Here is a 13,354-nt window from a genome sequence, read left to right on the forward strand (position 1 = left end):
CAGCGAAGGGAAACGAAAGTGGTTCAGCCCCCCATGGATATCAAGTTCACCAATCGCCTGTCCTATAAACAGGCCCGGCTCACCGTGCTGGTGGGTTTCATTCTGGGGACCGCGCTCAGTCTGCTGCAAATCGGCATCGATTATGCCAGCGAAGATGCCTCCATCAATCGTGAAATTCAGTCACTGCTGGAAATCAGTCACAACCCGGCCTCACGCATTGCCTACAACATCGACTCCGAACTGGCCCAGGAACTGACCCTGGGCCTGCTGCGTTCCCCGGCGATCATTCGTGCGCAGCTCATCGACAACAACAATACCCTGCTGGCCAACGTCGAACGGCCCGCGCAACAGAGCCCCTACCGGGCCCTCAGCGACTTCCTGTTCGGTGCTGACCGGCAGTTCGAAAATCGCCTGTACCTCAGCCACCTGCCCGAGGAGTCCCTCGGCACGCTGCATCTGGACGTCGACACCTATGCCTTCGGCAGCCGCTTCCTGCGCCGCGCCGAGGTCACCCTGATCAACGGCTTCGCCCGTAGCCTGATCCTCACCGGGATTCTCCTGGCACTGTTCTATGTGATGCTGACCAAGCCTCTGGTGGGGGTGATCCGCGAGCTCAGCAGCCGTGACCCGCGCAGCCCGCAACAGACCAAACTGGAGTTTCCCCATGGCCACGAGAACGATGAAGTCGGGGTATTGGTCAAGGTGGCCAACCAGCAATTCGAGATCATGGCCACCGAGATCCAGCAACGACGCAATGCCGAGAACCGTCTGACCGAATACCTCGGGCAGCTGGAAAACATGGTCTCGGCACGCACCACCGAGCTCAAGGCCAGCAACGCCCGGCTCAGCCAGTCCAACGAGGAGCTGGAGATCGCCCGGCGCACTGCCCTGGACATGGCCCAGGCCCGAGCCGCATTCCTGGCCAACATGAGCCACGAGATCCGCACCCCGCTCAACGGCCTGCTGGGGATGATCGCCCTGTCCCTGGACAGCCCGCTGACCCCCGAACAGCGCCAGCAACTGTCTATCGCCCACGACTCCGGCAAAGTCCTGGTGGAGCTGCTCAACGATATTCTCGACATGTCCAAGTTCGACGCCGGGCAGTTGGAGCTGGAGCGCATCCCCTTCGACCTCGGGGTGCTGGTGGAAGACACCGCCAACCTGTTGTCGCAGAACGCGGCAGCCAGCGTGGAACTGGCCTGCCTGATCGCCCCGGACTTTCCGGCCCTGGTGCTAGGGGACCCGATGCGGGTACGACAGATCGTCAGCAACCTGCTGTCCAATGCCCTCAAGTTCACCCGCTTCGGCCGCGTCGATGTGCGCCTGAGCACCCAGGGCGACGGGGTGCGTATCGAAATCTGCGACACCGGGATCGGCATCGCCCAGGAAGCCCAGGTGCGGATCTTCCAGCCCTACACCCAGGCGGGCGCCGGTATCACCCGCCAATACGGCGGCACGGGGCTGGGGCTGGCCCTGACCTACAACCTCTGCGAGGCCATGAACGGGCGCTTGAGCATCAGCTCGGAAGTGGGCTTCGGCAGTCAGTTCTGCGCCGATCTGCCGCTGCCCTGCCACACCCCGGCCATTGCGCCGCCGGCGCTGTCCGGCAAGATCATCGCCATCACCGACGCCGGCAGCGGCCTGGCTGAACTGCTGGGTTCCCTGCTGCCGACCTGGGGGCTCGACTACCAGCGTTACGACATCGAGGACTCGCTGGCCGGGCGTGACCCCGACCTGCTGATCACGGATTGCCCGGAATGCCTGTTCGGCCTGCGCCCGGCCATTACCGCGCCGATCCTGCTGGTGACCGCCTATGGCAGCTTCCTGCCCAGCGAAGAGGCCAGCGCCCTGGCACCGCTGCAGCAACAGGCTCGCCCCCTGGCGCGCAATGCCTTGTATCAGACCCTGCGCCGCTCGTTGCTGGCGGAAACCATTACCCTCAATGACGCCCAACTGGAAATGCCGGCGCAGATCCGCCGGGCAGACATTCTGCTGGTGGAAGACAACCCGGTGAATCAACTGGTGGCCAAAGGCATGCTCAGCAAGCTCGGGTGTGCCGTGACCGTGGCCGTCCATGGCGCCGAGGCCCTCAACCAGCTGGAGCACAACCGCTTCGACCTGGTGCTGATGGACTGCAACATGCCGGTCATGGACGGTTATGAAGCCAGCCGACAGATCCGCCGCAGTGGGCGCTGGCCGGACTTGCCGATCATTGCCCTGACCGCCAACGCCATGCCCGAGGAGCGCGAACGCTGCCGAGCGGCGGGCATGAGCGACTACCTGGCCAAGCCATTTCGCCGCGAGGAACTGATCACCCTGCTGGATCTGTGGGTGCCCACTACGACAAGGCTCTGATCTGCTGCAGCAGGTGATCGAGGCCGTCGCGCAACTGGTCCAGGCTGTTGAGGTCAACGCCGCTCTCGCACAATAGCGCCGCTTTGAGCGGCGGCACCTGATCGCGCAGCGCCAGGCCCGTTTCACTCAAGCTCAGGTGCACTTCCCGCTCATCACGCCCTGAGCGTTGGCGCTGCACCAGTTGCAGTTGTTCAAGACGCTTGAGCAATGGGGTCAGGGTGCCGGAGTCCAGGGACAGACGCTCCCCCAGCGCCTTCACCGTCGGCTGCGGCACAGGCACCGCATGCCACTCCCACAGCACCAGCATCACCAGGTACTGCGGATAGGTCAGGCCCAGGCGGTCGAGCATCGGCTTGTAGCCACGAACCACCGCCCGCGAGGCAGCGTACAGCTTGAAACACAGCTGGGAATCGAGTTTCAGTGAATCAGCCGACAGGTCGTTCATTTGAGCAGGGCTTCAATCTCGCGGCCGAGGTCCTGGGGCTTGGTGGTCGGCGCAAAACGCTTGACCAGCTTGCCGTCCTGGCCAATCAGGAACTTGGTGAAATTCCATTTGATGCCCTGGGAACCCAGGACCCCAGGCGCACGCTTCTTCAACTGGACGAACAACGGGTGAGCGGCGGCGCCATTGACTTCGATCTTCTTGAACAGCGGGAAGCTGACACCGTAGTTCAGCTCGCAGAACTCGGAAATCGCCCCTTCGTCACCCGGTTCCTGCTTGCCGAACTGGTTGCACGGAAACCCCAGTACCACCAGGCCCTGGTCCTTGTAGGTCTGCCACAACTCCTCCAATCCCTTGTACTGGGGCGTGAAGCCACATTTGCTGGCGGTGTTGACCACCAGCACGGCCTTGCCGGAGAAGTCTGCCAGGGTCTTGTGTTCACCCTTGATGGTGGTGCAGGGAATAGTCAGCAGCGAATCGGTCATGGCAGCAATTCCATTCAAGATAAGAGGCGGTAAAAATAGCGCTCAATTAAATTGCACGCAATTTAATTGAACAAAGGGCGACTCCAAAGAATCGCCCTGGTGCTTAGCGCGGAACCAGATCCAGGCAAACCGAATTGATGCAATAACGCAAGCCGGTGGGCGGCGGGCCGTCCGGGAAAACATGGCCAAGGTGCGCGTCGCATCTGGCACAGACCACTTCGGTCCGGATCATGCCATGGCTCACGTCCCGAATCTCGACCATGGCACTGTCGGCAATGGGTTCAAAGAAACTCGGCCAGCCGCACCCGGAGTCGAATTTGGCCTTGGAGTCGAACAACGGCTCATTGCAGCAGATGCAATGATAGATCCCATCGGTCTTGGTGCCGTTGTACTTGCCCGAGAAGGGCCGTTCGGTGCCTTTGAGCCGGCAGACGTTGTACTGCTCCGGATCGAGCATCGCCCGCCACTCTTCCAGGGTTTTTTCCAGCTTTTCCATGGTCCTTCCTCTGCAACGGAAAAAGCCCGATCTGTGTCTTTTCCACGGATCGGGCGGCACGTATGATTGCGCCTCGTCAGACGCCAGTCTGGCAGCCGCGTTACACCCATTCAAACGGATTTTGCCGCGCCGGTGCGGGCTACAGGCCGGTGTGACACGGCAGGATTCCCAGTACGGTAGTTCATCCTCCGCCTGGATCGTTCATTTTCGGGAACACATCGCCATGCAGGTCAGCAAATCGAACAAGCTCGCCAACGTCTGTTATGACATTCGCGGCCCAGTGCTCAAGCACGCCAAGCGTCTGGAAGAGGAAGGCCATCGCATCCTCAAGCTGAACATCGGCAACCCGGCGCCCTTTGGTTTCGAAGCGCCGGACGAGATTCTCCAAGACGTGATCCGCAACCTGCCCACCGCCCAGGGCTACAGCGATTCCAAGGGCCTGTTCAGTGCGCGCAAGGCGGTGATGCAGTACTACCAGCAAAAGCAGGTAGAAGGTATCGGCATTGAAGACATCTACCTGGGCAACGGTGTTTCCGAGCTGATCGTGATGGCCATGCAGGCCCTGCTCAACAACGGCGACGAAGTGCTGGTGCCGGCCCCGGACTATCCGCTGTGGACCGCCGCGGTGAGCCTGGCTGGCGGCAACCCGGTGCACTACCTGTGCGACGAGCAGGCCAACTGGTGGCCGGACCTGGCCGACATCAAGGCCAAGATCACCCCGAACACCAAGGCCCTGGTGATCATCAACCCGAACAACCCCACCGGCGCCGTGTACCCCAAGGAAGTGCTGCTGGGCATGCTGGAACTGGCCCGCCAGCACAACCTGGTGGTGTTCTCGGACGAGATCTACGACAAGATCCTCTACGATGACGCCGTGCACATCTGCACCGCTTCCCTGGCGCCGGACCTGCTGTGCCTGACCTTCAACGGCCTGTCCAAGTCCTATCGGGTGGCGGGCTTCCGTTCCGGCTGGGTAGCCATTTCCGGTCCCAAGCAGCATGCCCTGAGCTATATCGAAGGCATCGACATGCTGGCCAACATGCGCCTGTGCGCCAACGTGCCCAGCCAGCACGCGATCCAGACCGCCCTGGGCGGCTACCAGAGCATCAATGACCTGGTGCTGCCGCCCGGCCGCCTGCTGGAACAGCGCAACCGTACCTGGGAGCTGCTCAACGACATTCCCGGGGTCAGCTGCGTGAAACCCATGGGCGCGCTGTATGCCTTCCCCCGGATCGACCCGAAAGTCTGCCCGATCCATAACGATGAGAAGTTCGTTCTCGATCTGCTGCTTTCGGAAAAACTCCTAGTGGTCCAGGGCACCGCCTTCAACTGGCCTTGGCCGGATCACTTCCGCGTGGTCACCCTGCCGCGGGTCGATGACCTGGAACAGGCCATTGGGCGGATCGGAAGTTTCCTCAAGTCCTACCGCCAGTAATCCGAATCACGCAGTGCGATCCTTACCCGGTCGCACTGCGATTAATTCAGCAACACATCTTCGCTGCCCTGCACCACGCCCCTTCTATAAGCTTGCACTTTCCGTCCGGCCCATTGTCACAAATCCTGCACCGCAGCCGGTTGATTGCCCCATCCGACAATCGCCCGCGCCGCGTCAATGCAAGCGTCTAACCCCGGGGCTAGACGACACAGTTTGAAATAGAAGCCGTATTGAATAGGCCGTTGCCGCACCTTATATACCCCGCAGTACGCTACATCTTTAGCTTGAGGAGATTTCTACAACCATGATGCGAATCCTGCTGTTTTTGGCCACTAACCTTGCGGTCGTGCTGATTGCCAGCATCACCCTGAGCCTTTTCGGCTTCAACGGGTTCATGGCGGCCAATGGGGTTGATCTCAACCTCAATCAGCTGCTGATTTTCTGTGCCGTCTTTGGTTTTGCCGGTTCGCTGTTCTCGCTGTTCATCTCCAAGTGGATGGCGAAGATGAGCACCAGCACGCAGATCATCACTCAACCGCGCACCCGCCATGAGCAATGGTTGTTGCAAACCGTTGAGCAACTGTCCCGCGAAGCCGGGATCAAGATGCCCGAAGTGGGTATTTTCCCGGCCTACGAGGCCAACGCCTTCGCCACCGGCTGGAACAAGAACGACGCCCTGGTGGCGGTCAGCCAGGGCCTGCTGGAACGCTTCTCGCCCGATGAAGTGAAAGCCGTACTGGCCCACGAGATCGGTCACGTTGCCAACGGCGACATGGTGACCCTGGCGCTGATCCAGGGCGTGGTGAACACCTTCGTGATGTTCTTCGCGCGGATCATCGGCAACTTCGTCGACAAGGTGATCTTCAAGAACGAAGAGGGCCAGGGCATTGCCTACTACGTGGCGACCATCTTCGCCGAGCTGGTCCTGGGTTTCCTGGCCAGCGCCATCGTCATGTGGTTCTCGCGCAAGCGTGAATACCGTGCCGACGAAGCCGGTGCCCGCCTGGCCGGCACCAACGCCATGATCGGCGCCCTGCAGCGCCTGCGTTCGGAACAGGGCCTGCCGGTGCATATGCCCGACACCCTGAACGCCTTCGGCATCAATGGCGGCATCAAACAGGGTCTGGCTCGCATGTTCATGAGCCACCCGCCGCTGGAAGAGCGTATCGACGCCCTGCGTCGTCGCGGCTGATCCGCTGCAAGGCCATACCCAAAAGGGCGACGCGAGTCGCCCTTTTGCATGGCCGCCAATAAAGCCTATTCACGGACACCTTGCTTGTTCAGGCGATAGACCCGCTCCACCAGCCGGGTCACGCCACCCTGGAGAAACTTCCAGCTCTCTCCCAGAATGTCGCGCTCCGTTTCGACCTGCAGCTGCCAGACATCCCCCAGGCCCTGGCGAACTTCATCGTCGAGCACCGCGAATGGCGGCCCGTCCAGTTGCTCCTGGGCGTAGTCCATGGTTATCAGCAGCCCCTGGCTGCCCTCCGGCAACAGGCCATTGAGGTGGGCGGTGTAGCGCTGCCGCATCGGCGGGGGCAAGGCAATCATGGCCGCACGGTCGTACAGGGCTGTGCAACCAGCCGTGTCCTCGGCAGTCAGGGCAAAGAAATCGCCGCACCAGAGCTGGATCGGACCCTGGGCATAGACCTTGAACTCTCCGTGCTGGCTGATCTGCGGCTGCAACTGATGCTCACGGAAGAAATCCTCCACCGCCTTTTCCGCCAGCTCGATGCCCAGCACCTCGAAGCCCTGGTCGGCGAGCCAGATCAGGTCCAGGCTCTTGCCGCACAACGGCACCAGCACACGGGTTTGTGCCGCCAGCCCCAGAGCCGGCCAGTACTGCTGCAGGTAGGGGTTGACCTCTGCCAGGTGAAAGCCGATCTGATCCCGCTCCCAACGCTTGTGCCAAAAGTCCGCTTGCATGAGAAGTCCTTAAAATTCGATCAAAAAGCCCTAAAACTTATATTAGATTTAGATCAATGATCTGATTGAAGATGGCGCATCTTAACCTTCAGGACCTTCTCATGCTCCCCAGCCTGTTTATCTCCCACGGTTCTCCCATGCTGGCCCTGGAGCCCGGTGCCAGCGGTCCTGCCCTGGCCAACCTGGCGGCACAGCTGCCACGCCCCAAGGCGATCCTGGTGGTTTCAGCCCATTGGGAAAGCCAGGATCTGCGAGTCAGCGCCCACCCTCATCCGGAAACCTGGCATGACTTCGGCGGCTTTCCCGCTGCACTGTTTGCCGTGCAATACCCGGCTCCCGGCGATCCTGAACTGGCGGCACAAGTGGTGGAGCTGCTCAAGGCCGACGGCCTGCCGGCGCAGCTGGACAACCAGCGCCCCTTCGACCACGGCGCCTGGGTGCCGCTGTCGCTGATGTACCCGCAAGCGGACATCCCGGTGATCCAGCTATCGCTGCCCACTCGTCTGGGCCCGGCCCTGCAGACCCGCATCGGCCACGCCCTGGCAGGCCTGCGGCAACAGGGCGTGTTGCTGATCGGCTCCGGCAGCATCACCCACAACCTGCGGGAGCTGGACTGGCACGCCGGCCCGGAAAGCGTCGAACCCTGGGCCAAGGCCTTTCGTGACTGGATGATCGAAAAACTGGCGGCCAATGATGAAACGGCCCTGCATGATTACCGGCAGCAGGCACCGCATGCCGTGCGCAGCCATCCCAGCGATGAACACCTGCTGCCGCTGTACTTCGCCCGAGGTGCCGGTGGCGAATTCAGCGTGGCCCACCAGGGCTTCACCCTGGGCGCGCTGGGCATGGACATCTACCGCTTTGGCTGAAGCCTCAACGGCAGGGCTGCTACACAACCCCGCAGGAACCGGCTTGCCGGCGAACAGTCCCGGCCCGAACTCCAGGCAAAAAAAATCCCCGAACCAGTCGGGGATTTTTTATGCCTGATCAATCAGCCCGAGGGCGGATCAATCTTCGCGGTAGCGACGCAGCTTCAGCTGCTTGCCAGCCACGCGAGTGTCCTTGAGCTTGGTCAGCAGACGGTCAAGACCGTCTTCCGGCAGCTCGACCAGACTGAAGCTGTCACGCACCTGGATGCGACCGATGGCTTCACGGGCCAGGCCACCTTCGTTGAGGATCGCGCCCAAGAGGTTCTTGGCAGCGATACCGTCACGGGCACCCAGCGCGGTACGGCAGCGAGCACGGCCTTCGCCCAGAGGCATTGGCGCGCGACGCTCACGATCACCACGATCAGGACGATCGCCGGAACGCTCAGGACGATCACCACGTGGCGCGCTGTTGGGCACCAGTGGACGCTCTTTCTCGATGGCTGCCAGGTTCAGCGCTTGACCATTGGTGGCCTTGCGCAGCAGGGCCGCGGCCAGGGCGCGCGGGCTGCAACCGATATCGGCAGTCAGGCGATCCAGCAGCTCACCGTGGGTGGCTTCAGCATCAGCTACCAGCGGCGACAGGCTGTTGGTCAGTTTCTTGATGCGTGCATCAAGAACAGCTTGGGCGTCCGGCAGGCGAACTTCGGCAACCTTCTGACCGGTCACACGCTCGATCACTTGCAGCATGCGGCGCTCACGCGGAGTCACCAGCAGCAGCGCACGACCTTCGCGACCGGCACGGCCGGTACGGCCGATACGGTGCACGTAGGATTCCGGGTCGTACGGCATGTCCACGTTGAATACGTGGGTGATACGCGGTACGTCCAGACCACGAGCGGCGACGTCGGTGGCCACAACGATGTCCAGACGGCCATCCTTGAGGGAGTCGATCACGCGCTCACGCTGGTTCTGGGCGATGTCACCGTTCAGCGCAGCGGCTTTGTAGCCTTTGGCTTCCAGGGCACTGGCCAGGTCCAGGGTCGCTTGCTTGGTGCGCACGAACATGATCAGGGCGTCGAAATCTTCAACTTCCAGCAGGCTCAGAACAGCAGAGGTCTTCTGGTCAGCGTGAACCAGCAGGTGAGCCTGCTCGATCGCGGTGACGGTCTGGGTCTTGCTCTGGATCTTGACGTGCTTCGGGTCCTTCAGGTGACGCTCGGCAATGGCCCGGATCGACTGCGGCAGAGTGGCCGAGAACAGTACGGTCTGGCGGGACTCAGGCATGGCCTTGAAGATGACTTCCAGGTCATCCATGAAGCCCAGCTTGAGCATTTCGTCGGCTTCGTCGAGAACCAGGTGGTTCACGGTGGCCAACACTTTTTCGTCGCGACGCAGGTGGTCGCACAGACGGCCCGGAGTGGCGACAACGATCTGTGCGCCATTACGGATTGCTTTCAGTTGTGGGCCCATCGGCGCACCGCCGTAGACGGCCACAACAGTCACGCCCGGCATTTGCTTGGCGTAGGTTTCGAAAGCGGTTGCAACTTGCAGCGCCAACTCACGGGTTGGGGCCAGGATCAGAGCTTGCGGCTCGCGCTTGGACGGATCAATGCGGTGCAGGATAGGCAGGGCAAAGGCAGCGGTTTTACCGGTACCGGTTTGCGCCTGACCAATCATATCGTGACCGGCAAGGATGATCGGGATCGACTGCTGCTGAATAGCCGAAGGCTCTTCATAGCCGGTAGCGACTACTGCAGCGACAATATTGGGATGAAGTTCAAGAGCGGCGAAGCCGCCGATTTCCTGGGTCATGGGTCTGCCTCTAAGTGCATCCGCAAAGACCCATGCTCCAAAGCTGCGCATGCCGTGTAAGACTCAAGAGTCACCCTGGCAGCTTTGTCGGCGGGGATTTGCGAAAACGATTGGATGAATGGATCGTCAAGGATAGTCCGCGCAGCGGACAAGCAGCCGAAGCTGACTTCGGGGAATTGCATTACCTAAACGTGGCCCGGCTAAAGGCCGGCGCGCACTATACCGGAATTACTCAAAAAAGGGAGTTTTTTTTATCGGAAAAATCCGCTGAACGCCCGATGGTCACGGGCTTTGCGCAGACTCGAAGGGCGCGCTATTTTGCTTGAGCCCGCCGTTGTTGGTCGCCACCGCTAAAACGATTCACCCTGGTGCTTGAAAGCCGTCTCGCCCATTCCCTCTTTCCCCCTTGAGGATCGCGCCCATGAATCAGCCCAGTGCCAGCCGTGTCAGCCGCGAACTGCGCGGTCATCTATTCCTGATCGGCCTGGACCGGGTCGCCAAGCGCAATGCCTTCGATCTGGAGCTGCTCAACCAACTGAGCCTGGCCTATGGCGAGTTCGAAGCCAGCAGCCAAGCGCGGATCGCCGTGGTGTTCGGCCACGGCGAACACTTTACCGCAGGGCTGGACCTGGCCAATGTCGGCGCTGCCCTGGCTCAGGGCTGGCAGGCACCGCCCGGCGGCTGCGACCCCTGGGGCGTGTTCGCCGGACCACGGGTAAGCAAGCCGGTGATAGTCGCCGTACAGGGTTACTGCCTGACCATCGGCATCGAGTTGATGCTGGCGGCGGACATCAACCTCTGCGCCAGCAATACGCGCTTTGCCCAGATGGAAGTGCAGCGCGGCATCTTTCCCTTCGGCGGCGCAACCCTGCGCCTGCATCAACTGGCCGGCTGGGGCAATGCCATGCGCTGGTTACTGACCGGTGACGAGTTCGATGCCCATGAAGCCCTGCGCCTGGGGCTGGTCCAGGAAGTGATGGCCAGTGAGGACCTGCTGCCCCGGGCCATTGAACTGGCCGAGCGGATTGCCCGACAGGCGCCGCTGGGGGTGCAGGCGACGCTGATGTCGGCGCGCCAGGCCAGGCTCGAAGGCGAGACGCTGGCCGCTCAGGGCTTGCCACCGCTGATACACAAACTGATGAACAGTGAGGACGCCAAGGAAGGCGTGCGGGCGATGATCGAGAAGCGACCGGGGGTGTTCAAGGGTTGCTGAACCAGGTGGCCGGCAGATCGTCCTCGCCGACAAACCGGCTCCTGCGCAAGTATCAGGTGGCGGGACGAATGGCCTTGATCAGCGACTGCAGGGAATAGCCCAGGCGCGGGGCCAGGGCTTCAGCCCGGGCGGTCAGGCTCGGCAGGTCCAGGTCCTGCTCCAGGTCGGATGGCACGATCAGAATCACATTGCCCTCCTTCACCGGCAGCTCCCAGTAGTGGCGGTGATAAAGGCCACGCAACAAGGCTGCGCCCAGAGGCTTGCCGTCATCGGTTGCCCACTGGTTGATCACCAGCCAACCTCCAGGATTGAGGCGCTTCTGGCAGTTTTCCAGGAAGCCCCAGGCCAGATGACCGACGCCCGGGCCGACATCGGTGTACAGGTCGACGAAGATCAGATCAGCGGATTCGGCACTGTCCAGCAACTCCAGGGCGTCACCGACTCTTATATAAAGACGCGGATCATCGTCCAGGCCCAGGTACTCGATGGCCAGGCGTGGAACATCCGGGCGCAGTTCGATGGCTTCGACGTCTTCCAGGGGCAGGAACTTCAGGCAGGCCTGGGTCAGGGTCCCGGCGCCCAGGCCGAGAAACAGTGCGCTCTCCGGCGCCTCATGACACAGGGCACCGATCAGCATGGCCCGGGTGTAGTCGTACTCCAGCCAGCTGGGGTCGGCGGTGAACACGCAGCTTTGCTCGATGGCGTCGCCAAATTCGAGGAAGCGGTAGTCCGCCACTTCCAATACCCGAATCATGCCGAACTGGTCATGAACCTCGGCGAGCACACGCTCGACGCGCTCCTCAGTCATTTCATCTCCTAGTCGCGGGGCTCGCAATCGAGCCGGCGCGATAAACCAACCGCTCGGCAGCGAGCGGGAAAGGCGCGATTGTCGGCCAAGCGAGAGGAGCAGGTCACGCACTAATTTGCTGCTAACATGCCCCTCCCACCGTAACGCACTCGAGTCCGCGATGAGCCAACCCTGGAGCCCCGACAGCTGGCGCGCCTTGCCGATCCAGCAACAACCCCAGTACCCCGACGCTGCGCATCTGCTGCAGGTCGAGCAAACCCTGGCCAGTTATCCACCGCTGGTGTTTGCCGGTGAAGCCCGGGAGTTGCGCCGCCAGTTTGCCGAAGTGACCCAGGGCCGCGCCTTCCTGCTGCAGGGCGGCGACTGCGCCGAAAGCTTTGCCGAATTCTCCGCCGCGAAGATCCGCGACACCTTCAAGGTGCTGCTGCAGATGGCCATTGTCATGACTTTTGCCGCCGGCTGCCCGGTGGTCAAGGTCGGACGCATGGCCGGCCAGTTCGCCAAGCCGCGCTCGGCCAACGACGAAACCATCAATGGCGTGACCTTGCCGGCCTATCGCGGCGACATCGTCAACGGCATCGGCTTTGATGCAAAAAGCCGGATACCGGACCCGGACCGCCTGCTGCAGTCCTACCACCAGGCCACGGCCACCCTGAACCTGTTGCGGGCCTTCGCCCAGGGCGGCTTTGCCGACCTGCACCAGGTGCACAAGTGGAACCTGGACTTCATCGCCAACTCGGCTCTGGCCGAGAAATACAGCCAGCTCGCGGACCGCATCGATGAAACCCTGGCCTTCATGCGTGCCTGCGGCATGGACAGCTCGCCGCAACTGCGCGAGACCAGCTTCTTCACCGCCCATGAAGCGCTGCTGCTCAATTACGAAGAGGCCTTTGTCCGCCGCGACAGCCTGACCAACGACTATTACGATTGCTCGGCGCACATGCTGTGGATCGGCGACCGCACTCGCCAGCTCGACGGTGCCCACGTCGAGTTCCTACGGGGCGTGAACAACCCGATCGGGGTCAAGGTCGGCCCGAGCATGAACACCGAGGAACTGATCCGCTTGATCGACATCCTCAACCCGGACAACGATCCCGGGCGCCTCAACCTGATCGTGCGCATGGGCGCCCACAAGGTCGGCGACCATCTGCCGCAACTGATCCGTGCGGTAGAAAGCGAAGGCAAGCAGGTGCTCTGGAGTTCGGACCCGATGCACGGCAACACCATCAAGGCCAGCAGCGGCTACAAGACCCGGGATTTCGCGCAGATCCTCACCGAGGTCAAGGAGTTCTTCCAGGTGCACCAGGCCGAAGGCAGCTATGCCGGCGGCATCCATATCGAGATGACCGGTCAGAACGTCACCGAGTGCATCGGCGGCGCACGGCCTATTACCGAAGACGGCCTATCGGATCGCTATCACACCCATTGCGATCCACGGATGAACGCCGACCAGTCGCTGGAACTGGCCTTCCTGATTGCCGAGACCTTGAAGCAGGTCAAACGCTAAAAGCGC

General features: G+C 61.8%; 12 protein-coding genes and 1 pseudogene. 7 read left to right on the forward strand and 6 right to left on the reverse strand.

The window, feature by feature from the left end:
• Positions 1-33: 33 nt before the first annotated feature.
• Positions 34-2,355: a response regulator gene (locus J5M73_RS03485; protein WP_207815053.1), complete on the forward strand. Its 2,322-nt coding sequence runs from the start codon at positions 34-36 to the stop codon at positions 2,353-2,355.
• Here J5M73_RS03485 and J5M73_RS03490 read toward each other — a convergent pair.
• The 3 genes from J5M73_RS03490 to msrB all read right to left on the reverse strand — a co-directional run bounded on the left by J5M73_RS03490 (position 2,339) and on the right by msrB (position 3,778).
• Entirely contained in the window at positions 2,339-2,800 is a 462-nt protein-coding gene (locus J5M73_RS03490; protein WP_115580629.1) for a MarR family transcriptional regulator, read from the reverse strand. The genes J5M73_RS03485 and J5M73_RS03490 overlap by 17 nt on opposite strands.
• Entirely contained in the window at positions 2,797-3,282 is a 486-nt protein-coding gene (locus J5M73_RS03495) for a glutathione peroxidase (RefSeq protein WP_102860910.1), read from the reverse strand. The genes J5M73_RS03490 and J5M73_RS03495 overlap by 4 nt, the downstream gene beginning before the upstream one ends.
• A gap of 103 nt (positions 3,283-3,385) precedes the next feature.
• A complete protein-coding gene (msrB, locus tag J5M73_RS03500) occupies positions 3,386-3,778 on the reverse strand; it encodes a peptide-methionine (R)-S-oxide reductase MsrB (RefSeq protein ID WP_102860909.1) in 393 nt (130 codons plus the stop codon).
• A 223-nt stretch (positions 3,779-4,001) separates the two neighbouring features.
• Between msrB and J5M73_RS03505 the strand changes: the two genes are divergently transcribed.
• Together J5M73_RS03505 and htpX are read left to right on the forward strand one after the other, a co-directional pair.
• The gene (locus tag J5M73_RS03505; RefSeq protein ID WP_016965070.1) at positions 4,002-5,213 is read left to right on the forward strand and encodes a pyridoxal phosphate-dependent aminotransferase; all 1,212 of its coding nucleotides are present in this window, start codon (positions 4,002-4,004) and stop codon (positions 5,211-5,213) included.
• Positions 5,214-5,517: 304 nt separating this feature from the next.
• Entirely contained in the window at positions 5,518-6,405 is an 888-nt protein-coding gene (htpX, locus tag J5M73_RS03510) for a protease HtpX (protein ID WP_016965069.1), read from the forward strand.
• A 65-nt stretch (positions 6,406-6,470) separates the two neighbouring features.
• On the opposite strand, the gene J5M73_RS03515 is transcribed toward htpX, so the two are convergent.
• Positions 6,471-7,139: a thiopurine S-methyltransferase gene (locus tag J5M73_RS03515; RefSeq protein ID WP_102860908.1), complete on the reverse strand. Its 669-nt coding sequence runs from the start codon at positions 7,137-7,139 to the stop codon at positions 6,471-6,473.
• A 101-nt stretch (positions 7,140-7,240) separates the two neighbouring features.
• Between J5M73_RS03515 and J5M73_RS03520 the strand changes: the two genes are divergently transcribed.
• On the forward strand, positions 7,241-8,008 hold the full coding sequence (locus tag J5M73_RS03520) for a class III extradiol ring-cleavage dioxygenase (RefSeq protein ID WP_207815055.1): 768 nt from the start codon (positions 7,241-7,243) through the stop codon (positions 8,006-8,008).
• Between the two features lie 138 nt (positions 8,009-8,146).
• Here the strand turns inward: J5M73_RS03520 and J5M73_RS03525 are convergent.
• Positions 8,147-9,854 (reverse strand): annotated as a pseudogene (locus J5M73_RS03525) (DEAD/DEAH box helicase).
• Between the two features lie 76 nt (positions 9,855-9,930).
• On the opposite strand from J5M73_RS03525, the gene J5M73_RS03530 reads away from it, so the two are divergent.
• Both J5M73_RS03530 and J5M73_RS03535 read left to right on the forward strand, forming a co-directional pair.
• Complete coding sequence (locus J5M73_RS03530; protein WP_162884077.1) at positions 9,931-10,146, forward strand: hypothetical protein; 216 nt, start codon at positions 9,931-9,933, stop codon at positions 10,144-10,146.
• A gap of 95 nt (positions 10,147-10,241) precedes the next feature.
• Positions 10,242-11,033 carry a crotonase/enoyl-CoA hydratase family protein gene (locus tag J5M73_RS03535; RefSeq protein ID WP_102860906.1) on the forward strand — a complete coding sequence of 264 codons (792 nt, stop codon included), beginning with the start codon at positions 10,242-10,244 and terminating at the stop codon, positions 11,031-11,033.
• Between the two features lie 52 nt (positions 11,034-11,085).
• Here J5M73_RS03535 and J5M73_RS03540 read toward each other — a convergent pair whose 3' ends face one another.
• Positions 11,086-11,841, reverse strand: coding sequence for a spermidine synthase (locus tag J5M73_RS03540; RefSeq protein ID WP_102860905.1), 756 nt, complete (start codon positions 11,839-11,841; stop codon positions 11,086-11,088).
• Positions 11,842-12,001: 160 nt separating this feature from the next.
• Here J5M73_RS03540 and J5M73_RS03545 point away from each other — a divergent pair, with 160 nt between their 5' ends.
• A complete protein-coding gene (locus J5M73_RS03545; RefSeq protein ID WP_102860904.1) occupies positions 12,002-13,348 on the forward strand; it encodes a 3-deoxy-7-phosphoheptulonate synthase class II in 1,347 nt (448 codons plus the stop codon).
• The last annotated feature ends 6 nt before the right edge of the window (positions 13,349-13,354 follow it).

The organism is Pseudomonas sp. 50_B (genome assembly GCF_017491625.1).
Taxonomy (GTDB): domain Bacteria; phylum Pseudomonadota; class Gammaproteobacteria; order Pseudomonadales; family Pseudomonadaceae; genus Aquipseudomonas; species Aquipseudomonas danubii.